Genomic DNA, 23,121 nt, shown 5'->3' with positions numbered 1-23,121 from the left:
CGCGCCCCACCTCTCAGGCGGCGCTCACAGCCTGCTTCCTCAACAGGTCCCGGACCTCCCGGGCCGCCGCACGTCCTGCCCTCGTCGCGCCAACGGTACTAGCCGACGGCCCGTACCCGACCAGGTGAACCCGGGGATCGACGACAACGCGGGTCCCGTCCATGAGAATCCCGCCGCCGGGGGCACGAAGACGCAGCGGCGCGAGGTGGTCGAGGGCGGCACGGAAACCGGTGGCCCAGAGGATGACGTCGGCCTCGACGTGCCGGCCGTCGGCCCACTCCACGCCATCGGGAACCACGCGGGAGAACATGGGCAGCCGCTCCATGACGCCACGGGCCCGCGCGTCGGCGACGTCGGGAGTGATGCCCAGCCCGGTCACGCCGACCACGCTGATCGGCGGCAGCCCCGCCCGCACCCGCTCATCGACCAGGGCGACGGCGGCACGGCCGTCCTGCTCCTTGAACGGCCCCTCACGCCACACCGGCGGACGCCGAGTGACCCACGTGGTCGTGGCCGCGACCAGGGAGATCTCGGCCAGCGCCTGGGTTGCCGAAGCCCCGCCGCCGACCACGACGACGCGCTTGCCGGCCATCTCCTCGGGCCCGTTGTAGCCGGCGGTGTGCAGCTGCCGGCCCAGAAAAGACGCCTGTCCTGGATAGTGCGGCCAGAACGGCCGCTCCCAGGTCCCGGTCGCGTTGACCACGGCCCGCGCCACCCAAGGACCCCGATCGGTCACGACCAGCAGCCGCCCGTCCCCGTTCTCCCGCACGGCCGTCACCCGAACCGGTCGAATCACCGGCAGCGAATGAGCGCTCTCGAACGCCGCGAAGTACTCCGACACGACCTCGGACGCCGGCCGTTCAGAGTCCGGCTTGCCCAGCGGAAAGTCCGGCAGGTCGTGGATGCCGTGCACCTTGCCCAGCCGCAGCGACGGCCAACGGTGCTGCCACGCCCCACCAGCCTCAGGAGCCCCGTCCAGCACGACGTGAGAGACGCCGTAATGCCGCAGGAAGTAGCTCGCCGACAGCCCGGCCTGACCGGCCCCGATCACCACCACGCTGATCTCTTGCGCGTCAACGGCCACACCCTTGCCAACAGCTACGGCATTCGGGTGCTTCCGCGCCGCCTGTCGGTTTGCTCACACCGGCCGGTATCAGCCGGTCGGGTGACGGCTCCTCAACACATCGAGGAGGGAGACCGAAATGCTTACTTTGACCTTCTGGCAGTGCGCGCTCGAACGCGCGATGAAGACGTTCTGCCAAACCCTGGTTGCCGTGCTGGGAGCGGGAAGCGTCGGTTTGCTGAACGCCGACTGGACCACGTCGCTGTCCACCGCCGGCATGGCGGCGCTGCTGTCCGTGCTGACCTCGGTCGGCTCCGTCCCGGTGGGCAAACCCGGCAGTCCGAGCCTGGTCGGCGCGATTCAGCCACAGCCCACCCCCAAGTAGGCAACGGCCGAACGGGGGATGGGAGGATCAGCTCCCGTGAAGACGTTCGACGAGCTGTTCGCGGAGCTGACCGACCGCAAGAAGGCGCGGCCCGCCGGGTCGGGCACGGTGGCGGCGCTGGACGACGGCGTCCATGCCCAGGGCAAGAAGGTCCTGGAGGAGGCCGGCGAGGTGTGGATCGCGGCCGAGCATGAGTCCGACGAGCGGCTGGCCGAGGAGATATCCCAGTTGCTCTACCGCGTCCAGGTGTTGATGCTGGGCCGCGACCTGACCCTCGACGACGTCTACCGTCACCTATGAGCGACACCGGGAGTAAGCAGATGCTGCGCGTCGCGGTGCCCAACAAGGGCGCCCTTGCCGAGAAGTCCGCCGAGATGCTGGCCGAGGCGGGCTACCGGGGACGCCATGAGTCCCGCGACCTCACGGTGCTCGACGTGGCCAACGACGTCGAGTTCTTCTTCCTGCGGCCCAAGGACATCGCCATCTACGTCGGGTCCGGCCAGCTCGACCTGGGCATCACCGGCCTCGACCTGGCCCGTGACTCGGGCGCGGGCGTGGAGCCGACGCTGGAGCTGGGCTTCGGCGGCTCGAACTTCCGCTACGCCGGCCCGGCCGGCCGCGACTGGAAGGTCGAGGACCTTCAGGGCATGCGGCTGGCCACGGCCTACCCGCGGCTGGTGGTCGACGACCTGAGCAAGCGCGGCATCGAGGCGGACGTGATCCGGCTCGACGGCGCGGTGGAGATCTCGGTGCAGCTCGGCGTGGCCGACGTCATCGCCGACGTCGTCGGCTCGGGCCGCACGCTGCGCCAGCACAACCTGGTGGCCTTCGGCGACGTGATCTGCAAGTCCGAGGCGATCCTGGTGCAGCGCGAGGGCTCGGAGCTCACGCCGGCCAAGGCCCAGCTGACCGCCCGGCTGCGTGGCGTGGTGCTGGCCCAGCAGTACCTGATGCTGGACTACGACTGCCCGAAGGCCCTGCTGGACCAGGCGCTGAAGACCACGCCGGGCCTGGAGTCGCCGACGGTCGCCCCGCTGGCCGACGAGAACTGGGCCGCGGTGCGGGCGATGGTGTCCCGCAAGGAAGCCAACAACATCATGGACGAGCTGTCGGCGTTGGGCGCCAAGGCCATCCTGGCCTCGGACATCCGCTCCTGCCGGCTCTGATGTCCGGGTGCTGACCGCGTTCGTGCCCATCTGGGCGCTGACCGTGCTCGGCTACCTGGTCGGCCGGTCCGGCGTGCTCGGCGACCGCGCCGAGCTGGTGCTGGGCCGGCTGGTGTTCCACGTGGCGATGCCGGCCGTCCTGCTCACCACCCTGAGCCGGACGCCGGTGTCGCGGCTGCTGACCCCGGCGATCATCGTGTTCGCACTGGGCACGCTGGTCGTGGGCGTCGGCGCGCTCGCCGCCGGCCGCTGGCTGTTCGGCCGGGGCCTGGCCGACCGGTCCATCGGCGCGATGGCCGCCTGCTACGTGAACTCGGCCAACCTGGGCGTGCCGGTGGCGATCTCGGTGCTGGGCGACGCCTCGTTCATCGTCACGGTGCTGCTGTTCCAGGTCCTGGTCATCACGCCGATCGTGCTCACCCTGGTCGAGCTGGACGTCGCCGCCAAGTCCGGCCACCGCTGGCGGGACCTGCTCACGCTGCCGGTCAGGAACCCGATCATCGCGGCGTCCGCGCTGGGCGTGACGATCAGTGCCCTCGGCTGGCACCTGCCGGACCTGGTCAACGGGCCGCTGACCCAGCTCGGCGCCGCCGCAGTGCCGACGGCCCTCCTCGTGCTGGGCATGTCGCTGCACGACCGTGGGCAGCGTGAGCCGAGCGACCGCCGCGAGCTCTGGGTGATCGTCCTGCTCAAGGCCATTGCCCAGCCGCTGATCGCGTTCCTGGCCGGCGAAGCCCTCGGCCTGGACGGCCACCTGCTCCTCGCCGTCGTGCTGTGTTCGGCCCTGCCGACCGCCCAGAACGTGTTCGTCTACGCCCACCAGTACGCGCTGGACACCCGGCTGCCGCGCAACGCCGTCCTGCTGTCCACCGTGCTGTCCATGGTCACGCTGTCCGGCGTGACGGCTCTGCTGCGCGCCTAAGCCGTCAATGCCGCGATGGCGTCCGGCACGGTGGCGTGCACCTGGAACGCCGGCATCAGGCCGCTGACCTGGAGCGGACGCAGCACCACGCGATGGTCGCCGACCAGCCGGAGATCCACCCCGGAGTCGTTGGCCCGGTCACGGGCCGTCAGCAGCACACGCAGGCCGGTGGAGCCCAGGAAGCTGACCCGGTCGAGGTCCACGATCACCGCCGGCGCCCCGCTGCCGACGGCCTGCCCGAGCTCGGCCTCGGCCACGTCGGCGGTCGACAGGTCGAGCTCGCCGCTGACCCGTACGACGACGGCGTCGCCTGCGGGCTCGGTGTGCACCGTGATCAGGTCGAAGTCCTCCGAGGACATGCGCACTCCCTTCGCCAGGCCACCTGGAGTGACCGGGCGTGCGGGTCGGGTGACCGACAGCCTAGTCCGCTCGGTCCAGCGCGGTCTCCACCCCCGGGTCGGGCTCGGGCCAGCCGGGGTAGGGCGGCGGCGTGCCGCCGAATTCCGGGCACAGCGCCTTGTGGTCGCACCAGTCGCACAGCCGGCTGCGATTGGGCCGGAAGTCGCCGGTCTTGCCGGCCTTGAGAATGGCGTCCCAGATGGCCTCCAGGGTGCGCTCGAACCGCCGCAGTTCGGCCTCGTCCGGCTGGTAGGCCAGGTTCTGCCGGTCCGACAGGTACATCAGCAGCAGCTGCCGCGGCACCACGCCCCGCAGCCGCCACAGCACCAGGGCGTAGAACTTCATCTGGAACATGGCCTTGGCCTCGCCGATCTCCCGCGGCGCGGCCCCCGTCTTGTAGTCGACGACCCGGATCTCGCCGGTCGGCGCCACGTCGAGACGGTCGATGTAGCCGCGCAGCAGCATGCCCGAAGGCAGCTCGGCCTCGACCAGCAGCTCGCACGCCTCGGGCTCGAGACGGCGCGGGTCCTCGAGGCCGAAGTAGCCGGTCAGCATCTTCTCGGCCGAGGCCAGCCACTCGGCCAGGTCCTCCTCCTGCTCGAACATGTCGCCCAGCTCGGCCCGCTCGGCCAGCAGGTCCCGCCAGGCCGGGCCGAGCAGGTCCTTGGCCGTGTCGGGCACGCGCTCGCCGGCCGGCAGCCCGAAAAGGCGCTCCAGCACCGAGTGCACGACGGTGCCCCGGATCTGCGCCTTCGTCGGTTTCTCCGGCAATCGGTCGACCGCCCGGAACCGGTAGAGCAGCGGGCACTGCTTGAAATCGCTGGCCCTCGACGGGGACAACGCCGGCCTGCGCACCACCTTCTCCATACCCGAAACGCTACCCATCGGGTCTGACAGTTCCGCCGGCCCCCATGCCTCGCGCGCGCGAACCCCACCCGAATGCCGCACCCCTTTTTTCGCCACATGCGCTTCCTATGTGGCACCGGAGCGCAAGTACGAAGCGCATGTGGCAACACCAGCACCAGCGGCGGCTGTGATGTCACATGCGCTTCCTATGTGGCGTCAGGGCGCAAATGGGAAGCGCATGTGGCGAAAAAGTGGTGCGGTGGGGTGGGTGGCTGTGAAGATGTCGTGACAGCGGCCCCACACCCGGGGCCCTAGTCTGTTTACGTGGCCACCACCAGTTGGACCCGACGCTCGGGGGACCCCGATGGTGGGCTTCGCCTGTTCCGGGTCGGCTCGGTGCCGGTGCTGCTGGCGCCGTCGTGGTGGATCGGCTCGATCGTGGTCACGGCCCTGTACACGCCGATGGTCGGCCAGCTGATGCCGGGCATCGGCACGGCGACGGCGCTGGTCCTCGCGGCCAGCTTCGCGCTGCTGCTGGGCCTGTCGGTGCTGGCCCACGAGCTGGGCCACTGCGTGGTGGCGCTGCGCTACGGCCTGCCGGTGCGCCGGCTGCGGCTGTTCCTGCTGGGCGGTATCTCCGAGGTGAGCCGCTCGCCGGCGAAGCCGGCCCAAGAGGGCCTGATCGCGGCGGCAGGGCCGGCGGTGTCGATCGTGCTGGCGCTGCTGTTCGGGGCGACGCTGGCCGTGGTGCCGGCGGGCGGCCCGATCTGGCTGCTGCTGCTCGAGACGACCCTGGCCAACGCGGCGGTGGCGGTGTTCAACCTGCTGCCGGGCCTGCCGCTGGACGGCGGCCGCATGCTGCGCGCGGCGGTGTGGGGCCTGACGGGCCGTCGCGGCACGGGCACCCGCACGGCGGTGGTCGGCGGCGGCATCGTGGCCGGCCTGCTGCTGCTGTGGGCGCTGCTTCGCCTGGTCCAGGGCTCCAGCGACCGCTGGCTGTGGCTGGGCGTGTGCGTGGTGACGGCCTGGTTCGTGATCGCCGGTGCCCGCAGCGAGCTGGTCACGGAGATGCGGCGCAGCTGGCCCGAGGGCGTGAGCCTGAACGACCTGGTCCGCCCGGTGCTCCAGCTGCCGGCGGAGAGCCCGGTGGCCGACGCGCTGGCGGCGTCGGCCGGCAGGGAGTGGTGCTGGTCCGCGCCGACGGTGTGGCCGTCGGCCTGCTGGACGAGGATGCCGCGCGCAAGATCGCCGAGCAGTCGCCGCTGACGCCGGCCGAGGCGGCGGCGGAGCCGATCCGGCCGGAGACGGTGCTGCTGGACTCGGAGCCGACCGACGAGATCGCCGAGCAGGTGCGCACCACGGCGGCCTGGCAGTTCCTCGTGGTCGACGAGGAAGGACGGCCGGCCGGCGTGCTGCGCCGGCAGGACCTCAGGGCCGCTGCCACGGGCCGTCGCCGCACCTGAGACGATTCCGCGAACCCCCGAAGGCGTGAGCAGAAGGCAGGACCAGGCAAGTGACCGTGAGTGGGCCTTTCCAGGCCGGAGACCGGGTGCAGCTGACCGACTCGAAGGGCCGGCACTACACGATCGTCCTCGAAGCGGGCAAGGAGTACCACACGCACCGCGGCGCCCTCGCCCACGACGACCTGATCGGCAAGCCGGAGGGCTCGCTGATCACCTCCGCGGCCAACACCTCCTACCTGGCGATGCGCCCGCTACTCCCGGACTACGTGCTGTCCATGCCGCGCGGCGCCCAGGTCATCTACCCCAAGGACGCGGCCCAGATCGTCATGTGGGGCGACGTCTTCCCGGGCGCCCGCGTGCTCGAGGCCGGCGCCGGCTCGGGCGCGCTGACCTGCTCGCTGCTGCGCGCGGTCGGCGACCAGGGCAAGGTCATCTCCTACGAGGTCCGGCAGGACCACGCCGACCACGCGATCCGCAACGTCGAGCAGTTCTTCGGCAAGGCCCCCGACAACTGGTCGCTGACCGTGGCCGACCTGAAGGAGCACCCGTCGGCCGCCGAGGGCGGCGAGGTGGACCGGGTCGTCCTGGACATGCTCGCGCCGTGGGACGTGCTGGAGACGGTCAAGGCCGCCCTGATCCCCGGCGGCGTTCTGGTCGTGTACGTGGCGACCACGACGCAGCTGTCCCGGGTCACCGAGGCGCTGCGTGAGCAGCAGTGCTGGACCGAGCCGGAGTCGTGGGAAACGATGATGCGCCCGTGGCACGTGGTCGGCCTCGCGGTCCGCCCCGAGCACCGGATGATCGCGCACACGGCGTTCCTGCTGACGGCCCGCCGGCTGGCCGACGGCGTCGTCACGCCCAAGCCGCAGCGCCGGCCCACCTCGGCCGGGAACAACAACAACTAGGCGGTCCCGCAGATCTGCCAGCGGCCGTCCTGCTTCACCAGCCGGATGGCCGGCACGGCCACGTCCTGACCGGCCTGCGGGTGCTTGACCAGCGTCAGCGTGCCGGTGGAGCCGGTGACGGCCAGCTTGCGCACCTCGTACGGCACCTTCACGCCGGTGGCCTGCGGGTTCTCCGACGAGCAGACGACCAGCTTCGCCGCCGCCACGTCGTCGTTGGCCAGGGCGTCGGCGAACTGCTGGGCCGCGGCGGCGGCCAGCGGGTCAGCCGGGCCGGCGGTCTGCGAGCCGGTGGCCTGCGGCGGCGACGGCTGTCCCTTGCTGGTGATCGCGATGACGGCCCAGGCGCCGAGGCCGAGCATGGCCAGCACGCCGACGACGGTGCCGCTGATGATCCAGGCGTCCTTGCGCCGGGTCGGGCTCCGGCGCACGGTGGACGAGTCGAATGGCGGCTGCTGGAAGCTCACGGATGATCAGCCTACGTGTTGCAGACGAACCAGCCGGCGGACTGCTTGGTGACCAGAACCGTGGCGTCCTGGCTCCGCTGCTCGCCGTTCTTGGTGCCGACGGTGTGGATCTTCGCGGCGGCGTGTGTGCTGTCGGTCTGGGCGATGCTCGTCAACTCCATGTGCGTGTTGGTGCTGGGGTCGAACACCGAGTTCGGGGTGGCGGCGACCTTCGCGTACTCGTCCCGGTCGGCGGGGCACACGAGCTGCGTGGCGGCGTCGGCATCGTGTTTGTTGACGGCTGCGACGAAGCGGTCGGCCACGGCCTTCGCCTCGCTCTGGGCGCTGCCGCCCGAGCCGCTGGAGCTGCCGGACGACGGCGCGCTGTGGGTGGTCGTGCGGGCCGGGGCGTGCGTGGTGCTGGTGCCGGTCGACGCCGTGTGCTGCGGGGCGTTGGCGGTGTCGAACCAGACGACGCCGCCGACGGCGAGAGCCGACACCACCAGGACGCCGAGCAGGATCAGCAACGGCTTGGCGTAGGACGGCTTGCGCGGCGGCATCCCGCCCGGGAACTGCGGCCCGAACTGCCCGGGCTGCTGCCCGAACTGCCCGTACTGGGGCTGCTGCGGGTACGGGTTCGGCGGCGGGTACTGCTGCTGGCCGTAGCCCGGCGGCGGCGGAGGCGGCGGCGGGTACTGCTGGCCGTACGGACCCTGCGGCGGCTGCGGCGGGTAGGTCACTTCGCTAACTCCCCCATGATGGTCTTCCCGGCGTGGTTTGCCCTGGGTAACGCGCCGGGTATGCCCAGGTGTCCACTCCACGGGACGACGGTCACGTTTGGGTGGATGTTCACGCGGTCGGCGTGGACACTTCGACAACCACGGCACTCCGTAGTGCCTGAGACGCACGGTAGCGGTTGGGAGGTTCCCCCTGACACCGGTATGGAGTAGTTCATCCGGCCGAGCGGGCGTTTCGTGGCCGTTTCGCGACCAGCGACCGGCCAGAGGTCCTCTCACTTGTCAGTGATCGCCGGTACCGTGGTTAGACGTAGAGCGGGAGGAGGGTGCCGATATGTCGACCGACCGTCCCGGCAGCCAGCCCGATGAGGGTGGCGAGCTGACCAACGGCCCGAGTGGCGCCGAATTGTCCGCGCAGATCAGGTTCCTCGAGGACGAGATCGCACTGCTGCGGCGCAAGTTGACGGAGTCCCCACGACACGTCCGGTTGCTCGAACAGCGCCTTGCCGAGGCGTCCGAGCGGGTGAGCCAGCTGACCGAGCGCAACACCAAGCTGGTCGACACCCTCCGAGAGGCACGCAGCCAGCTGCTCGCCCTGCGCGAGGAGGTGGACCGGCTGGCCCAGCCGCCCAGCGGCTACGGCGTCTACCTGGCCGGATACGAGGACGGGACGGTGGACGTGTTCACCGCCGGCCGTCGTATGCGCGTGGCGGTGTCCCCCGCCGTCGAGAGCGGGACCCTCAAGCTGGGCCAGTCGGTCCGGCTGAACGAGGCGCTGACGGTCGTGGAGACCGGCGGCTTCGAGCGCACCGGCGAGGTGTGCATCCTGCGCGAGCTGCTCAGCGACTACGAGTCGGGCACGGCCCGCGCGCTGGTCGTCGGCCACGCCGACGAGGAGCGCGTGGTCTGGCTGGCCGACCCGCTGGTCGACGCCCCGCTCAAGCCGGGTGACTCGCTGCTGGTCGACTCCAAGGCCGGCTACGCCTACGAGCGGGTGCCCAAGGCGGAGGTCGAGGACCTCGTGCTGGAGGAGGTGCCGGACGTCGACTACCGCGACATCGGCGGCCTGTTCCGGCAGATCGAGGCCATCCGCGACGCCGTGGAGATGCCGTTCCTGCACGCCGAGCTGTTCCACGAGTACCAGCTGCGCCCGCCGAAGGGTGTCCTGCTGTACGGGCCTCCCGGCTGCGGCAAGACGCTGATCGCCAAGGCGGTGGCCAACTCGCTGGCCAAGCAGGTGGCGGCGGCGCGGGGTGACGACGACGGCCAGGCCAAGTCGTACTTCCTCAACATCAAGGGCCCTGAGCTGCTCAACAAGTTCGTCGGCGAGACCGAGCGGCACATCCGGCTGATCTTCCAGCGGGCACGGGAGAAGGCCTCCGAGGGCACCCCGGTGATCGTGTTCTTCGACGAGATGGACTCGATCTTCCGCACCCGTGGCTCCGGCGTGTCCTCCGACGTGGAGACCACGATCGTGCCGCAGCTGCTGGCCGAGATCGACGGTGTCGAGGGCCTGGAGAACGTCATCGTGATCGGCGCCTCCAACCGCGAGGACATGATCGACCCGGCCATCCTGCGCCCGGGCCGGCTCGACGTGAAGATCAAGATCGAGCGGCCGGACGCCGAGGCGGCCAAGGACATCTTCTCCAAGTACCTCAACGAGACGCTGCCCATCCACACCGACGACCTGGCCGAGTTCGCCGGCGACGCCAAGCGCTGCATCAACGCGATGATCCAGCACACCGTCGAGCGGATGTACGACGAGTCGGACGAGAACCGGTTCCTGGAGGTCACCTACGCCAACGGGGACAAGGAGGTCCTGTACTTCAAGGACTTCAACTCGGGCGCGATGATCCAGAACATCGTGGACCGGGCCAAGAAGGCGGCGATCAAGGCCGTGCTGGAGACCCGCGAGCCGGGCCTGCGGGTGCAGCACCTGATCGACGCCATCGTGGACGAGTTCGCCGAGAACGAGGACCTGCCCAACACCACCAACCCGGACGACTGGGCCCGGATCTCGGGCAAGAAGGGCGAGCGGATCGTGTACATCCGCACCCTGGTCACCGGCAAGAACCAGGAGTCGGGCCGGGCCATCGACACGGCCAGCAACACCGGCCAGTACCTGTAATTCCACACTGCAATCCCATGAGCGGCCCGGGTCTTCTGACCCGGGCCGTTTGTGACTCTTTCGGGTGAGTCGGCGCGCCGATTTACGTAACCATTCGGTAAATCCTGAAATGGGGCCGATCACCACTCTGCGTGGTCATTCACTCGTGCTGTCGTGCGAAAGCCGGGTCGCCCGGATAGCGTCTTGCCGTCAACCGCGGGCGAAGGGGGAGACGTGCTCGAACGACTCGGCTTGGGCCTGGCCGCGCTGGGCCGGCCCGCCTACATCAACCTGGGCCGGCAGGGCGCGCTACCTGGCGTGCGCACCGTGCCGGCCATGCGGGCCGCCGCCTGGAAGGTGCTGGACGACGCCTACGCGGCCGGCATCCGCTGGGTCGACGCCGCCCGCTCGTACGGGCGCGCCGAGGAGTTCCTGGCCGCCTGGCTGGCCGATCGCGCGCCCCGGGACGTCACGGTGTCCAGCAAGTGGGGCTACGCCTACGTGGCCGACTGGCAGCCCGACGCGGCCGTGCACGAGCCGTCAAGGAGCACAGCCTGGCCCGGTTCGAGCAGCAGTGGGCCGAGACCGAGAACCTGCTCGGCCCCTGGCTCTCGGTCTACCAGGTGCACTCGCTGACCGCCGACAGCCCGTTGTTCAACGATCCGCTGTTGCAGCAGAGCCTGTTCGAGCTGACCGACCGCGGCCTGCGCATCGGCTTCTCCACCACCGGCCCGGCGCAGGCCGACACCATTCGGCGGGCGCTGGGCCTGACCGTGCATGGGCGGCCGCTGTTCAGCACCGTGCAGTCGACCTGGAACGTGCTGGAGAGCTCGGCCGGGCCGGCGCTGGCCGAGGCCCACGAGGCCGGCCTGCACGTGCTCGTCAAGGAGGCGCTGGCCAACGGGCGGCTGGCCGTGGAGCCGCCGGCCGAGCTGCTGGGCATCGCCGAGCGGGCCGGTGTCGGGGCCGACGCCGTCGCACTGGCGGCCGCGCTGGCCCAGCCGTGGGCCGACACCGTGCTGCTCGGGGCGGCCAGTCCGGCCCAGCTGCGGGCCAATCTCGCGGCGGTTCGCGTGACGCTGCCGGGGCCGGACACGCTGGCCCATCTCGCGGTCGAACCCGGCCGCTACTGGGGGCATCGCGCCGAGCTCGCCTGGAACTGACGGTCGCGCGCGGGGCGGTGATCGCCGACTACTACCCTCGGGTGATTCCTTGTGACGAATCCCGGAGGGGGCAACGCGTTGCGTCGCGCGTACGTGGTCGTCGGCATTCTCGTGCTGACGGCGTCCTGTTCAGGCAAGCCCAACGACCTGCGGCACTACGCCACCCAGGACCCCGTCGCCACCACGACGTCTGAGGCCGCGCCCACCACCACGGCCACCACGACCGTGCCGACCACCACGACGACGACGGCCGCCGCTGATGTCGCCGGGGCGTTGATGACCGACGCCGCGGTGCTGGAGATCGGCTTCCACCCCAACATTCCGCAGAAGTCGACGGTGCTGGCTTCGCTGCCCGTCTGCAACGCCTCGCTGAGCAAGCCTTCGGCGGCAACCGCCGGGGCTCAGACCGGGTGGGTCGGGGCCAGTGCCGTCACCACGATGACCGAGTACGTGGCCGCCTACCCGAAGTCGACCACCGCCGCCCAGGTGTTGGCCGCCACGAAAGCCGCACTGGTGTGCTCCCAGGCCACCAAGTACCCGCTCGCGCACACTCCGGCCGGCGTGGACGCCAGCTACAGCTGGTGCGAGAAGGGCAGCCAGATCAGCTGCACCCTGCTGCTGGCCAAGGGCCAGCTGCTGGCCCGCGTTCAGGTCGTGAAGACCCCGGAGGCCAACGCGCAGAACCTGATCGGCGAGCTCGCCACCCCGGCGGCGGCCGCGCTGGCCGCCACGCCCGCGACCTGAGACACCGGATCGCCCCGTCCACAGCCGAGCGGGGCGATCCGGCTTCGCCGGCTCCGCTGGGCACGGAGCGCGGTGGTCAGGTCCTCGACCACCGCGCACCTGTCCGGGGTGCGCGGGGGCCGAGGACGCCGGCGCCGTTGGTCTGACGACCCGCGATGCCGGCAGGGACAACCGGTCCCCCCTCGTGGCCGGTTGCCGCCCATCACCTGTCTACCGGTCCGGCGTTGTTCGGTGTCGTCGGCCGTCAGCCGAACAACGAGCCGTGAACAACGCGCAGGGCTTGCGCCGGGGTTGTAGAACGGGGGAATCAGCGGTTCTGCGACGGGAGTGACGAGGATGTCCAGCGAGCAGACGCACGTCATCGTGGGCGCCGGCATGGCCGGGGCCAAGGCGGCCGAGACGCTGCGGGCGGAGGGCTTCGACGGTCGGATCGTGCTCATCGGCGCGGAACAGGAACGGCCGTACGACCGGCCGCCGCTGTCCAAGGGCTACCTGCTCGGCGACCAGGACCGCGACAGCGTGTTCCTGCATCCGCTGGGCTGGTACGGCGACAACCACGTGGAGCTGCTCAACGGCCGCCGCGTCTCCCGGCTCGACCACGCGGCGCACGAGGTGGAGCTGGCCGGCGGCGAGCGCATCGGCTACACCAAGCTGCTGCTGGCCACCGGCTCGTCGCCGCGGCGGCTCAAGGTGAACGGCAACGACCAGGACGGCGTGCACTATCTCCGCCGCTTCAGCCAGTCCGACGCGCTGCGCGAGGCGTTCGCCACCGGCGGCCGGGTCGTGGTCGTCGGCGCGGGGTGGATCGGGTTGGAGACCGCGGCCGCCGCGCGCAAGGCCGGCTGCGAGGTGACCGTGGTCGAGCCGATGGCCACGCCGCTGCACACGGCCCTCGGCCCGGAGATGGGCACCGTCTTCGGTGAGGTGCACCGCCGTCACGGCGTCGATGTTCGTCTGGGCGTCGGCGTGACCGGTTTCCTCGGCGACGGCAAGGTGGCCGCCGTGGCCACCGACGCCGGCGAGATCCCGGCCGACATCGTGGTCGTCGGGGTCGGCGCGCGGCCCAACTCGGAGCTGGCCGAGGACAGTGGCCTGGCCGTGGAGAACGGTGGCGTGCTGGTCGATGCCGCGCTGCGCACCTCCGCGCCCGATGTCTACGCCGCCGGCGACATCGCCAGCGTGCCGAATTCGCGTTATGGGCAGCGTATTCGCGTCGAGCACTGGCAGAATGCCGTCGATTCCGGCCCGGCCGCCGCCAAATCCATGCTGGGCCAGGATGTCACGTATGACCAGCTGCCCTATTTCTTCACCGACCAGTACGACCTGGGTATGGAATTCGCCGGCTGGTTCACGCCCGGCGGTTACGACCGGGTCGTCACCCGCGGCGATGTCGAGGGGTCGGCGTTCTACGCGTTCTGGCTGGCCGGCGGCGAGGTCGTCGCCGGCATGCACGTCAACCAGTGGGACGACGGGATCGGCCCGGTGCAGGAGCTGATCCGCAGCCGCCGGGCGGTCGACGCCGACCGGCTGGCCGACACCGGGGTCCCCATCGCCTGATTCGTTGTCCGATCTCGTCGGGCACTTGCCGAACAAAGGCGGGTGCCCGATGGTGGTCGGGTACGACGATGGGGGTGCATGGGGATGCCGCGTGCCGAGCGTCCGCTCGAGAACGGTCCGCTGCGTGAATTCGCGGCGGGAATGCGTCAATTGCGTATCGATGCGGGAAGTCCGCCGTATCGGGAACTGGCCGTGCGGGCCGGCTATTCGCCGAGCGTGCTCTCGGACGCGGCCAACGGTCGGAAACTGCCGACCCTGGCCGTGACGCTCGCTTATGTCACGGCCTGCCGCGGCGATATCGCGGAATGGGAGGCCCGCTGGCGGGCGCTGACCGAGCCCGTTGTCGTGGAGGACGGGCCCTGTCCTTATGTCGGTCTTTCGGCGTTCCAGGCCGATGACGCCGAGCTGTTCTTCGGCCGGGAGCGACTGGTCGACCAGGTCCTCGAACTGCTGCGCAACCGGCGGTTCGTCGGCGTCTTCGGCGCGTCCGGGGCCGGCAAGTCCTCGCTGCTGCGCGCCGGCGTCGCGGCCGCCGGCGTGTGGAATGCCCTGGTCGTCACGCCCGGCGCGCGTCCGTTCGAGGAGCTCGCCGCCCGGCTGTCGACGTCCGTCGAGGAGCTGGCCGAGCATCCGTCGAACCTCGCCCTCGTCCTGCGGCAGCAGGGCGTCGAGCTGCTGGTCGTCGACCAGTTCGAGGAGCTGTTCACCCTCTGCCCGGACGAGGACCGCGCCACCTTCGTCGCCGCCCTGATGCATCCCGCGCTGCGGGTCCTCATCGGCGTGCGGGCCGATTTCTACGGCCACTGCGGGCAGTTCCCGACCCTGGTCGCGGCTTTGGACGGCGGGCAGGTCCTGGTCGGGCCGATGACCGCCGACGAGCTCCGCCGCGCGATCATCCGTCCCGCCGCCGTGGCCGACTGCGTCGTCGAGGAAGCCCTGGTCACCCGGCTTGTCGCCGATGTCGGCAACCAGGTCGGGGCGCTGCCGCTGCTGTCGCATGCGCTGCGCGAGACCTGGCATCGGCGGCAGGGCATCTCCCTCACGCTCGGCGCGTACGAGAAGACCGGCGGCCTCCAGCACGCCCTCGCCCAGTCCGCCGAGCAGACCTTCAACGCCCTGACGCCGTCCCAGCAGGTCCGTGCCCGCCAACTGTTCCTGCGTCTCGTCGCCCTCGGCGACGGCACCGAGGACACCCGCCGCCGCGTGCCCGCCGCCGAGCTCGACCCCGCCATGCCGTTGGCCGAACTCGTCGCCGCCCGGCTCGTCACGCAGGACCGGCACGGCGTCGAGATCACCCACGAGGCCCTCATCCGCCACTGGCCCCGCCTGGCCGGCTGGCTTGCCGATGACCGTGACGGCCTTCGGGTGCACCGCCAGCTCACCCAGGCCGCCGAGGTCTGGGTGTCCCTCGACCGTGACGACGAGGCCCTGTACGTCGGCAACCGTCTGGCCCGCGCCCAGGAGTGGGCCGACGACAACGACACGGCACTGTCGGTCCGTGAGGCGGATTTCCTCCGCGCCAGCCAGTCCTTGGACCGCGCCACCACGGCCGCTGCCCGCCGCGGCGCTCGCCGACTTCGGGCCCTGGCCATCGCCTTGGCTGTGCTGTTCGTGTTGTCCACCGGTACCGCCGCACTTGCCGTGCAGGCCGTACTCGCCCGGCAGACCACCGAGAGCCAGCGGGATGCGGCCGTGGTGGACAGTGTCGCCCTCAAGATTCCTGGCCTCGAGAACAGCGGAAATCCGTCGCTCGCCGGAAAGGTCGCTCTCGCTCTCCAGATGCTGGCGCCGCGGACGAATCCGGGCGTGTTGGCGAATGCCCTGGTGCGACGCGAGCTGCTGACCGGAGCCACCACCGGCGCCGGGTTCAGCCAGTCCGCCAAGCGGCTCGTCACCACGAACGCGGATGGCACCATCCAGGTCTGGGACCTGACCGGGCATGAGCCCACCCTGATCGCGTCGCGGCAGGAGTCCGTGCCACCGGTGTCGGTGACGCTGAGCCCGGCCGGCGACCGGCTGGTGACAGCGTTCCCCGACGGCAAGGTCCGGGTTTCACCGCTGGCCGGCGACGGCACCGACACTGCCTGGCTGTCCGACACGGCCTTCCCGGCGGCGCCGAGTCAGGTGGCTGGGGAGCAGATGCAGCTGTGGCAGGTGAAGATGTCGGGCCCGCCCGTGGCGATCCTCGCTCGCCCCGGGACAGGCCCGATAGCCACCAGCGCCGACGGCCAGGTCCTCGCCTTCGCGGACGGCGAAGGCAAGATCCAGGTGCCGGGCCGGCACCCGATGGTGATCGACGCGCAACTGAACCATGTCCAGGCGGTCGGCGTGGCCGACAACGGCGATGTCTACGTCCGGACGGCCACCGGCCTGTCCAGCTGGCACACCGATCCGAAACTGCTGCACGACACCGCCTGCCGGGGCGGCCCCATCTCCGAATCCCAGTGGCAGCAGTACTTTCCGGGCCTGGACTACCGGTCGCCGTGCTGATCAGTCGTAGTAGCGGCTGAGCCATTCCAAGGCGATGGCCCGGCCGTCGGGCACGAAGTCGGTGCCCGGATCGCGCAGCTGCGCGGCCAGCTCGTCGAGGTCCATCCAGCCGCCGGAGACGATCTCCTCGGGCTGGTGCACGATCGGCCCGTCCCACGCGGTCTCGTACACGAAGTTGTGGCACCGCACCGGCGGCTGGTCGAAGACGAACCGGTAGAGGAAGGTCAGCGGCGCGCCCGTGATGCCCAGCTCCTCGGCCAGCTCCCGCTCGGCCCCAGCGGCCGGGTCCTCGCCGGCGTCGACCACGCCGCCGACCCCGCAGTCGCGCAGGCCGGGGAAGACGTCCTTGAGCGGGCTGCGGCGGTGCACGTACACGCGCCGGCCGTCGGTGGACCGGACCATGATCGCCGTGGCGGCGTGCCACAGGCCTTCGGCCCGCATCCGCGCCCGGGTCGTGCTGCCGACCTCGACGCCGTCGGGGGAGTACAGGGCGATCAGCTCGTCGGCGGCCACGAGACCGATCTTCGCACGTCAGTGAACCGTGACCGGATGTGAGGCGTATTCGACCGGGACCCTGCCGGACCGAGGAGCCGATGGTGAAGAAGAGCATCAAGGTGGCGGTGGCGGTACTCGCGCCCATCGCCGTACTGGGGACCTGCGCGGCCGTCATGCAGGCCGCGAACGCCGACCCGGTCGCCCTGCAACCCAGAGTGAGCCTGGCCGGCACGGTGCTGCCCAAGCTGGCCCAGTCCACCCGCCTCGGCGACGTGCCGGCGGACAAGCAGCTGTCGGTCGCGGTGAGCATGACGCCGTCCAACGCGAAGGAGCTCGACGCCTTCGTCAAGCAGGTCAGCGACCCCCGCTCGCCGAACTACGGCAAGTACCTGACGCCGGAGCAGTTCACCGCCAGGTACGGCGCCTCGCAGAACCAGCTCGACCAGGTCACGACGTACCTGAAGCAGAAGGGCCTGACCGTCGAATCGGTGTCGGCCAACCACCTCGTCGTGGACGCGACCGGCCCGGCCTCGGCGATGGAGCAGACCTTCGGCTCCAAGCTGTCCACCCGCCGCGACGCCAAGTCCGGCCAGGAGTACTACGCCAACGACTCCGCGCTGAGCCTGCCCGGCAACCTCGCGTCCGCCGTCAGCGACGTGGCCGGCCTGGACAACCACCGCAAGCTGACGCACCCGCCGGTGCAGCAGCGGGCCGTCCGCGGTGTCACGCCGGCCAACCTCAACGGGGCCTACGACGTCAAGGGCCTCAACGCCACCGGCGCCGGCCAGCAGGTCGCGGTGTTCGAGCTGGACGCCTTCCAGCAGCAGAACATCGACGCCTACGACAAGCAGTTCGGCCTCACGCCGCCGAAGCCGGTGGTCAAGAAGGTGGACGGCGGCGTCGCGCTGGGCGAGGGCCAGACCGAGGTGGAGCTGGACATCGAGGCGATCCAGGCGATCGCGCCGAAGGCCAACCTGACCGTGTTCGAGGGCCCCAACAGCAGCCGGGGCGTGATCGACACGTACGCCGCCATCGTGAACAGCAAGATCCCGGTCGTTTCGATCAGCTGGGGCGGCCCGGAGGAAGCCGGCTCGCAGGCCGACCTCCAGGCCCAGGACACCCTGTACAAGCAGGCCGCCGCCCAGGGCCAGAGCCTGTTCGCGGCGTCCGGCGACAGCGGCTCCGACGACATCGGCAACGGCGGCACCAGCGTCGACTTCCCGGCCAGCGACCCGTTCGTCACCGGCACCGGCGGCACGCACCTCGTGGTCAGCGCCCAGAACGCGCGGACCAGCGAGACCGGCTGGGACGGCTCCGGCGGCGGCAACTCCAAGCTCTTCGCCGCCCCCGACTACCAGGCCAACCTGGGCAGCAAGGTCCGCATGGTGCCCGACATCGCCGCCGACGCCGACCCCGCCACGGGCTTGGCCGTGTTCAGCAAGGGCCAGTTCGGCGTCGTCGGCGGCACCAGCGCCGCCGCGCCGCAGTGGGCCGGCTTCACCGCCCTGTACAACCAGCTGGCCAAGGCCGCCGGCAAGCCCAACCTCGGCTTCGCCAACCCCGCCTTGTACAAGCTGTCCGGCACCGCCGCGCTGCACGACATCACCAGCGGCAGCAACGGCGCCTTCACCGCGACCAAGGGCTACGACCGCGTCACCGGCCTCGGCAGCTTCGACGCCGCCAAGTTCGTCCAGGCCATGCTCGGCAACTGACCTTTCACGCTTGGAAGGGGCCTTCCTGCACTCGGAGTGCAGGAAGGCCCCTTCCAAGCGTTGGGGTCGTTCTCAAGGGGGATGCGGGGTAGCGACGTCAGGATGACGACCGGTGATCCACTGGGTGCCTAACGTCGGGCAGCGTGAATCCACGGATCGTCACCCGACTCGCCCTGTCGGACCTGCGCGGCCACCCGGGCCGGACCCTGTTGCCCGGCCTGGCCCTGCTCGTCGGCATCGCCTGCCTGATGGCCTCGCTGATGCTCGGCGACGCGATGAACAGCGCCGTCAAGGCGGGGGCGGAGCGGGTGCCGCAGTCGGTGGGCGTCGTCGTCTCGACGACCGGGTACGAGAACACTCCCGACATCGACGACGTGGCCAAGCGGCTCACGGGTGCGCCGAACATCGCCAAGGTCGTTCCGGTGCAGAAGGTGTCGGTCGACCTGGTCGGCGCGGACGGCCGGGCCCTGCCCAACCGTGTGACGGCGGCGATCGACCCGGGCGACCCGTCGCTCAACCGCTACGCCCTCCAGGACGGCCGTACGCCGGCCGCGGACGGCGAAGTGGTGATCGACAAGGTCACGGCCTACCAGCGCCACCTGTCGCCGGGCAAGAAGATCACCCTTGTCGACGCCGGCGGCCACCCGGTGCAGGTCACGGTGGTCGGCGTGACGCAGCTCGGCGCGCACGTCGACGACCCGTTCATGATCGTCGGCAAGGACCTGGCGACCAAGCTCAACCCGAAGTTCGAGACCGACGAGCTCGACCTGCTGCTCAACCCGGGTGCCAGCGACATCACCGTCCGGGCCAACCTCGCGCAGCAGCTGGGCACCGGCGTCAGCGTGCGCACGGGCGACGGCGAACGGACGATCCGGGGCTCCGACAACACGGTCCGCGTGCTGCTGTTCCTGTTCAGCATCCTGGCCCTCGCGACCTCGGTGTTCGTCGCCGGCGCCACCTTCCGGGCCGTCTACCTGCAACGACAGAAGCAGACGGCGCTGCTGCGCTGCGTCGGCGCCGACCGCACGCCGATCGTGTGGGCCAACCTGATCGAGGCGCTGATCACCGGTGCCCTGTGCGGCGCGGTCGGCGCGCTGCTCGGCGGCCCGGTGGCGCGACTACTCGGCTGGGTCCTCGACGTCACGGGCGTGTCGACCATGCTCGGCGCCACCCAGCTGGCGCCGGCGGCGCTGCCCTCCATCGGCTACCTCATCACTGGCATCCTCACGGCGGCGGCGCTCAGTGCGTTCGCCGCCGTGCGGCCGTCGCTGGCCGCCGCCCGTGTGTCGCCGCTGGCGGCGCTGCGCCTGGCCGGCGAGGCGACGCCGGAGCGCCGTGCGATCCGGGCCCGCAACATCCGCGGCTGGCTGCTTGTCGCCGCGGCGGTGGTGTTCGCTCTCGGCGCACTGGCCACGCAGAAGTCCATCGGCTCGCCGTTCTTCGCACTGTTCTCCGGGATCGCCGCAGTCGCCGGCATCTTCGGCTCGTTCGGGCCGCGCGTGGTGCCGTTCATCGGCCGTGGCATCGGCTTTGTCGCCGGCAAGGTGTTCGGCCCGCACGTGCGGCTGGCCGGCGTCGAGCTCGGCCGGGTTCCGCAGCGTGCCGCCTCCGTCGCCATGCCGCTGGTGCTGGCCAGCGCCATCGTGGCCGGCGCGGTCGTGCTCATCGGCACCGCCCGCGACCTGTCCTTCAACGGCCCGGACACCCGCACGCCGGACGCCCAGATCGCCGACACCGGCCACCGCGCGCTCGGTCCGGACGTGCTCAAGGCGGCCCAGCAGCCCGAGGTGAACCAGCTGCTGTCGATCAGCGGCGCCGGCAGCGGCATCACGGTCAACGGCGCGCGAATGGGCGTCGCCGGCGTCGACCCGGCCCGTCTCGACGCGTATCTCCAAGCCGTGCACCAGCCCGCGGCCACCAAGATCGGCCCGGACAGCGCCCTGGTCGGCTCCTGGCGGATGGGCGAGAACAAGGTCGAGATCGGCCAGCACATCACCATCAGCGGCCTGCCCGGCGGGCCACGCACCGTGACCGTCGTGGGCACGCTGCCCCAGATCAGCCTGGACTTCGCCGACGTGCTGGTCGGCGACCCGTCGCTGGCCCCGGTCAGCGCGGTCATGGTCAACGTGAAAACCGGCTTCGACCAGGCCGCCTACCGCAGCGCGGTGGTGGCCGCCCTGCCGAACTCGCCGACCGTCACCGTGACGACGGCGTCGCAGAGCTCGGACGAGACGCAACGCAACCTCGACCTGGCCGCCGTGATGCTCATGGTGCTGCTCAGCCTGAGCGTGGCCGTCGCGGTCACGGGCATCGGCACCGCGCTGAGCATCTCCGTGCAGGAAAGGCGCAAGGAGGTGTCGCTGCGGCGGGCCCTCGGCGTGACCCGGCTGGGCGTGACCGCCGGCATCCTGTCCGAGGCCGTGCTGCTCGCGCTGACCGGCCTGGTCGGCGGCACCATCCTCGGCACCGTGTACGCGGAGCTGCTGATCGCCGGCATGGGCGTGCACACTTGGCCGAGCCTGCCTTGGGGCCAGCTGGCAATCGGGGGAGTTGCGGTGGTGGCCCTCGCTGTGCTCGCCGCCGTAATGCCTGCTCGGACGGCCTCCCGGGTACAACCCGCGGCCGGGCTGGCCGGGTCGTGAGTCCGGTCACCGTGCTCGCTTGTCGGCCCGAGGTAATAGGCTGCTGACATGCGGCGGATCATGGGCACCGAGGTCGAGTACGCCATCACCGTACCCGGCGACCCGACGGCCAACCCGGTGTTGACCTCGACCCAGGTGGTGTTGGCGTACGCGGCGGCGGCGGAGATCCCCAGGGCGCGGCGCGCCCGGTGGGACTACGAGGTGGAATCGCCGCTGCGGGACGCGCGCGGCTTCGACCTCGGGGCGCCCGGCGTGCCCCCGTCCGACCCGGACGTCGAGGACCTGGGCGCGGCCAACGTCATCCTGACCAACGGCGCCCGGCTCTACGTCGACCACGCGCACCCCGAGTACTCCGCGCCCGAGGTCACCAACGCCCGCGACGCGGTGATCTGGGACAAGGCCGGCGAGCGGATCATGGAGGAGGCGGCCATCAAGGCCGCTTCCGTGCCCGGCCAGCCGCGTCTGCAGCTGTACAAGAACAACGTGGACGGCAAGGGCGCCAGCTACGGCACCCACGAGAACTACCTGATGTCCCGCAGCACCCCGTTCACCGCGGTGATCGGCGGCCTGACCCCGTTCTTCACCTCGCGCCAGGTGATCGTCGGCGCCGGCCGGGTCGGCATCGGCGCGACCAGCGACCACGCCGGCTTCCAGCTGTCCCAGCGGGCCGACTACATCGAGGTCGAGGTCGGCCTGGAGACCACGCTCAAGCGCGGCATCATCAACACCCGCGACGAGCCGCACGCCGACGCGGACAAGTACCGCCGCCTGCACGTCATCATCGGCGACGCCAACCTGGCCGAGTACTCCACGTACCTCAAGGTCGGCACCACCGCGATCGTGCTGGACATGATCGAGTCCGGCAAGCGCTTCGACGACCTGCGGCTGGCCGACCCGGTGCGCGCGGTGCACAGCATCAGCCACGACCCGACGCTCAAGACCACCGTCGAGCTGACCGGCGGCAAGAAGTTCTCCGGCCTGGACATCCAGTCCGCCTACCACGAGCGGGCGGCCGCGTTCCTGGAGTCCGAGGGCAGCGGCGACCGGGTCGCCGCGCACGTGCTCAAGACCTGGGGCGAGGTGCTGGACAAGCTGCGGCGTGACCCGATGGAGTGCGCCGACATGCTGGACTGGCCGGCCAAGCTCCGGCTGCTGGAGGGCTTCCGCGGCCGCGACAACCTCCAGTGGAGCTCGCCGCGCCTGCAACTGGTCGACCTCCAGTACGGCGACGTGCGGCTGGACAAGGGCCTGTACAACCGCCTTGTGACCAGGGGCTCGATGAAACGCCTGGTCAGCGAGGAGGAGGTGCTGGCCGCGGTGACCACGCCGCCGGAGGACACCCGGGCCTACTTCCGGGGCCGCTGCCTGGAGCGCTACCCCACCTCGGTGGCCGCCGCGTCCTGGGATTCCGTCATCTTCGACATCGGCCGGGAGTCGCTGGTCCGCATCCCCACCCTCGAGCCGCTGCGCGGCACGAAGGCGCACGTCGGGGCCCTGCTCGAGGCGGCCAACACGGCCGAGGAGCTGGTCGACGCCCTGACGAGGGGCTAGACACGCGTTGATCACGACCCGAGTGGCTGAAGGACGAATGTCAGTGCCGCTGGGTAGTGTTGAAGCAGGCCAACCAGTCACCGGGAGGCGGCCATGGCTCAGGAACAGGTTCAGCGTCAGGGTGGGGGCGACGGCGACGAGGGCGCTGACGGCGCCGCCGCCGCGGGTCAGGAGCGCCGGGAGAAGCTCGGCGAGGACGTCGACGCCATCCTCGACGAGATCGACGACGTCCTCGAGGAGAACGCCGAGGACTTCGTGCGCGCCTACGTGCAGAAGGGCGGCGAGTAGGGGCTCGCTGCCCCCTCGAACCAGACACCACCGGCGGCAGGAG

19 protein-coding genes and 2 pseudogenes are annotated in these 23,121 nt (G+C 70.9%); 15 read left to right on the top strand and 6 right to left on the bottom strand.

What is annotated here, in order from left to right:
- Positions 1-13: 13 nt before the first annotated feature.
- Positions 14-1,084, bottom strand: coding sequence for an NAD(P)-binding domain-containing protein (locus M3Q35_RS17655; RefSeq protein WP_273942943.1), 1,071 nt, complete (start codon positions 1,082-1,084; stop codon positions 14-16).
- A 118-nt stretch (positions 1,085-1,202) separates the two neighbouring features.
- Between M3Q35_RS17655 and M3Q35_RS17650 the strand changes: the two genes are divergently transcribed.
- The 4 genes from M3Q35_RS17650 to M3Q35_RS17635 are packed head-to-tail and all read left to right on the top strand — an operon-like array spanning position 1,203 to position 3,536.
- Complete coding sequence (locus M3Q35_RS17650; RefSeq protein ID WP_273942942.1) at positions 1,203-1,448, top strand: holin; 246 nt, start codon at positions 1,203-1,205, stop codon at positions 1,446-1,448.
- A 36-nt stretch (positions 1,449-1,484) separates the two neighbouring features.
- Positions 1,485-1,748 carry a phosphoribosyl-ATP diphosphatase gene (locus M3Q35_RS17645; RefSeq protein WP_273942941.1) on the top strand — a complete coding sequence of 88 codons (264 nt, stop codon included), beginning with the start codon at positions 1,485-1,487 and terminating at the stop codon, positions 1,746-1,748.
- Between the two features lie 20 nt (positions 1,749-1,768).
- Positions 1,769-2,614, top strand: a complete 846-nt coding sequence (gene hisG, locus M3Q35_RS17640) for an ATP phosphoribosyltransferase (protein ID WP_273944376.1) — start codon at positions 1,769-1,771, stop codon at positions 2,612-2,614.
- A gap of 7 nt (positions 2,615-2,621) precedes the next feature.
- Positions 2,622-3,536, top strand: a complete 915-nt coding sequence (locus M3Q35_RS17635) for an AEC family transporter (protein ID WP_273942939.1) — start codon at positions 2,622-2,624, stop codon at positions 3,534-3,536.
- Here the strand turns inward: M3Q35_RS17635 and M3Q35_RS17630 are convergent.
- Both M3Q35_RS17630 and M3Q35_RS17625 read right to left on the bottom strand, forming a co-directional pair.
- The gene (locus tag M3Q35_RS17630; protein WP_273942938.1) at positions 3,533-3,895 is read right to left on the bottom strand and encodes an STAS domain-containing protein; all 363 of its coding nucleotides are present in this window, start codon (positions 3,893-3,895) and stop codon (positions 3,533-3,535) included. The two genes, M3Q35_RS17635 and M3Q35_RS17630, sit on opposite strands and share 4 nt — an antisense overlap.
- Positions 3,896-3,956: 61 nt before the next feature.
- The gene (locus M3Q35_RS17625) at positions 3,957-4,802 is read right to left on the bottom strand and encodes a RecB family exonuclease (RefSeq protein ID WP_337960597.1); all 846 of its coding nucleotides are present in this window, start codon (positions 4,800-4,802) and stop codon (positions 3,957-3,959) included.
- Between the two features lie 303 nt (positions 4,803-5,105).
- Between M3Q35_RS17625 and M3Q35_RS17620 the strand changes: the two are divergent.
- Both M3Q35_RS17620 and M3Q35_RS17615 read left to right on the top strand, forming a co-directional pair.
- Positions 5,106-6,244: pseudogene (locus M3Q35_RS17620) on the top strand (site-2 protease family protein).
- A 50-nt stretch (positions 6,245-6,294) separates the two neighbouring features.
- Positions 6,295-7,149: a tRNA (adenine-N1)-methyltransferase gene (locus M3Q35_RS17615; RefSeq protein WP_273942935.1), complete on the top strand. Its 855-nt coding sequence runs from the start codon at positions 6,295-6,297 to the stop codon at positions 7,147-7,149.
- Here M3Q35_RS17615 and M3Q35_RS17610 read toward each other — a convergent pair.
- Together M3Q35_RS17610 and M3Q35_RS17605 are read right to left on the bottom strand one after the other, a co-directional pair.
- Positions 7,146-7,613, bottom strand: a complete 468-nt coding sequence (locus M3Q35_RS17610; protein ID WP_273942934.1) for a hypothetical protein — start codon at positions 7,611-7,613, stop codon at positions 7,146-7,148. The two genes, M3Q35_RS17615 and M3Q35_RS17610, sit on opposite strands and share 4 nt — an antisense overlap.
- 11 nt (positions 7,614-7,624) lie before the next feature.
- Positions 7,625-8,332, bottom strand: coding sequence for an Rv0361 family membrane protein (locus tag M3Q35_RS17605; protein ID WP_273942933.1), 708 nt, complete (start codon positions 8,330-8,332; stop codon positions 7,625-7,627).
- Positions 8,333-8,663: 331 nt separating this feature from the next.
- Between M3Q35_RS17605 and arc the strand changes: the two genes are divergently transcribed.
- The 5 genes and pseudogenes from arc (at position 8,664) to M3Q35_RS17580 (ending at position 16,390) form a co-directional block, all read left to right on the top strand.
- A complete protein-coding gene (arc, locus tag M3Q35_RS17600) occupies positions 8,664-10,457 on the top strand; it encodes a proteasome ATPase (protein ID WP_273942932.1) in 1,794 nt (597 codons plus the stop codon).
- 315 nt (positions 10,458-10,772) lie between these two features.
- Positions 10,773-11,599 (top strand): annotated as a pseudogene (locus M3Q35_RS17595) (aldo/keto reductase).
- 51 nt (positions 11,600-11,650) lie between these two features.
- A complete protein-coding gene (locus M3Q35_RS17590; RefSeq protein WP_273942931.1) occupies positions 11,651-12,343 on the top strand; it encodes a hypothetical protein in 693 nt (230 codons plus the stop codon).
- Between the two features lie 336 nt (positions 12,344-12,679).
- Positions 12,680-13,900: an NAD(P)/FAD-dependent oxidoreductase gene (locus M3Q35_RS17585; RefSeq protein ID WP_273942930.1), complete on the top strand. Its 1,221-nt coding sequence runs from the start codon at positions 12,680-12,682 to the stop codon at positions 13,898-13,900.
- A gap of 78 nt (positions 13,901-13,978) precedes the next feature.
- Entirely contained in the window at positions 13,979-16,390 is a 2,412-nt protein-coding gene (locus tag M3Q35_RS17580; protein ID WP_273942929.1) for an nSTAND1 domain-containing NTPase, read from the top strand.
- Here M3Q35_RS17580 and M3Q35_RS17575 read toward each other — a convergent pair whose 3' ends face one another.
- Positions 16,391-16,903 carry an NUDIX hydrolase gene (locus M3Q35_RS17575; protein WP_273942928.1) on the bottom strand — a complete coding sequence of 171 codons (513 nt, stop codon included), beginning with the start codon at positions 16,901-16,903 and terminating at the stop codon, positions 16,391-16,393.
- A gap of 80 nt (positions 16,904-16,983) precedes the next feature.
- Between M3Q35_RS17575 and M3Q35_RS17570 the strand changes: the two genes are divergently transcribed.
- The 4 genes from M3Q35_RS17570 to M3Q35_RS17555 all read left to right on the top strand — a co-directional run bounded on the left by M3Q35_RS17570 (position 16,984) and on the right by M3Q35_RS17555 (position 23,078).
- Complete coding sequence (locus M3Q35_RS17570; RefSeq protein ID WP_273942927.1) at positions 16,984-18,597, top strand: S53 family peptidase; 1,614 nt, start codon at positions 16,984-16,986, stop codon at positions 18,595-18,597.
- 143 nt (positions 18,598-18,740) lie between these two features.
- Positions 18,741-21,239: an FtsX-like permease family protein gene (locus M3Q35_RS17565; protein WP_273942926.1), complete on the top strand. Its 2,499-nt coding sequence runs from the start codon at positions 18,741-18,743 to the stop codon at positions 21,237-21,239.
- Between the two features lie 48 nt (positions 21,240-21,287).
- On the top strand, positions 21,288-22,790 hold the full coding sequence (dop, locus tag M3Q35_RS17560; RefSeq protein WP_273942925.1) for a depupylase/deamidase Dop: 1,503 nt from the start codon (positions 21,288-21,290) through the stop codon (positions 22,788-22,790).
- A gap of 93 nt (positions 22,791-22,883) precedes the next feature.
- Complete coding sequence (locus tag M3Q35_RS17555; protein ID WP_184867474.1) at positions 22,884-23,078, top strand: ubiquitin-like protein Pup; 195 nt, start codon at positions 22,884-22,886, stop codon at positions 23,076-23,078.
- The last annotated feature ends 43 nt before the right edge of the window (positions 23,079-23,121 follow it).

This window comes from Kutzneria chonburiensis (assembly GCF_028622115.1).
GTDB classification, from domain to species: domain Bacteria; phylum Actinomycetota; class Actinomycetes; order Mycobacteriales; family Pseudonocardiaceae; genus Kutzneria; species Kutzneria chonburiensis.
The sequence above is the reverse complement of the archived record's forward strand: the minus strand, read 5'-3'. Positions and strand labels throughout refer to the sequence as shown.

Bases quoted from the DNA above. Each gene is read 5' to 3' on its own strand.
- hisG (WP_273944376.1), top strand. From the start codon at position 1,769: ATGCTGCGCGTCGCGGTGCCCAACAAGGGCGCCCTTGCCGAGAAGTCC.
- M3Q35_RS17570 (WP_273942927.1), top strand. From the start codon at position 16,984: ATGGTGAAGAAGAGCATCAAGGTGGCGGTGGCGGTACTCGCGCCCATC.
- M3Q35_RS17555 (WP_184867474.1), top strand. From the start codon at position 22,884: ATGGCTCAGGAACAGGTTCAGCGTCAGGGTGGGGGCGACGGCGACGAG.
- arc (WP_273942932.1), top strand. From the start codon at position 8,664: ATGTCGACCGACCGTCCCGGCAGCCAGCCCGATGAGGGTGGCGAGCTG.
- M3Q35_RS17625 (WP_337960597.1), bottom strand. From the start codon at position 4,802: ATGGAGAAGGTGGTGCGCAGGCCGGCGTTGTCCCCGTCGAGGGCCAGC.
- dop (WP_273942925.1), top strand. From the start codon at position 21,288: ATGCGGCGGATCATGGGCACCGAGGTCGAGTACGCCATCACCGTACCC.
- M3Q35_RS17585 (WP_273942930.1), top strand. From the start codon at position 12,680: ATGTCCAGCGAGCAGACGCACGTCATCGTGGGCGCCGGCATGGCCGGG.
- M3Q35_RS17580 (WP_273942929.1), top strand. From the start codon at position 13,979: ATGGGGATGCCGCGTGCCGAGCGTCCGCTCGAGAACGGTCCGCTGCGT.
- M3Q35_RS17650 (WP_273942942.1), top strand. From the start codon at position 1,203: ATGCTTACTTTGACCTTCTGGCAGTGCGCGCTCGAACGCGCGATGAAG.
- M3Q35_RS17630 (WP_273942938.1), bottom strand. From the start codon at position 3,895: ATGTCCTCGGAGGACTTCGACCTGATCACGGTGCACACCGAGCCCGCA.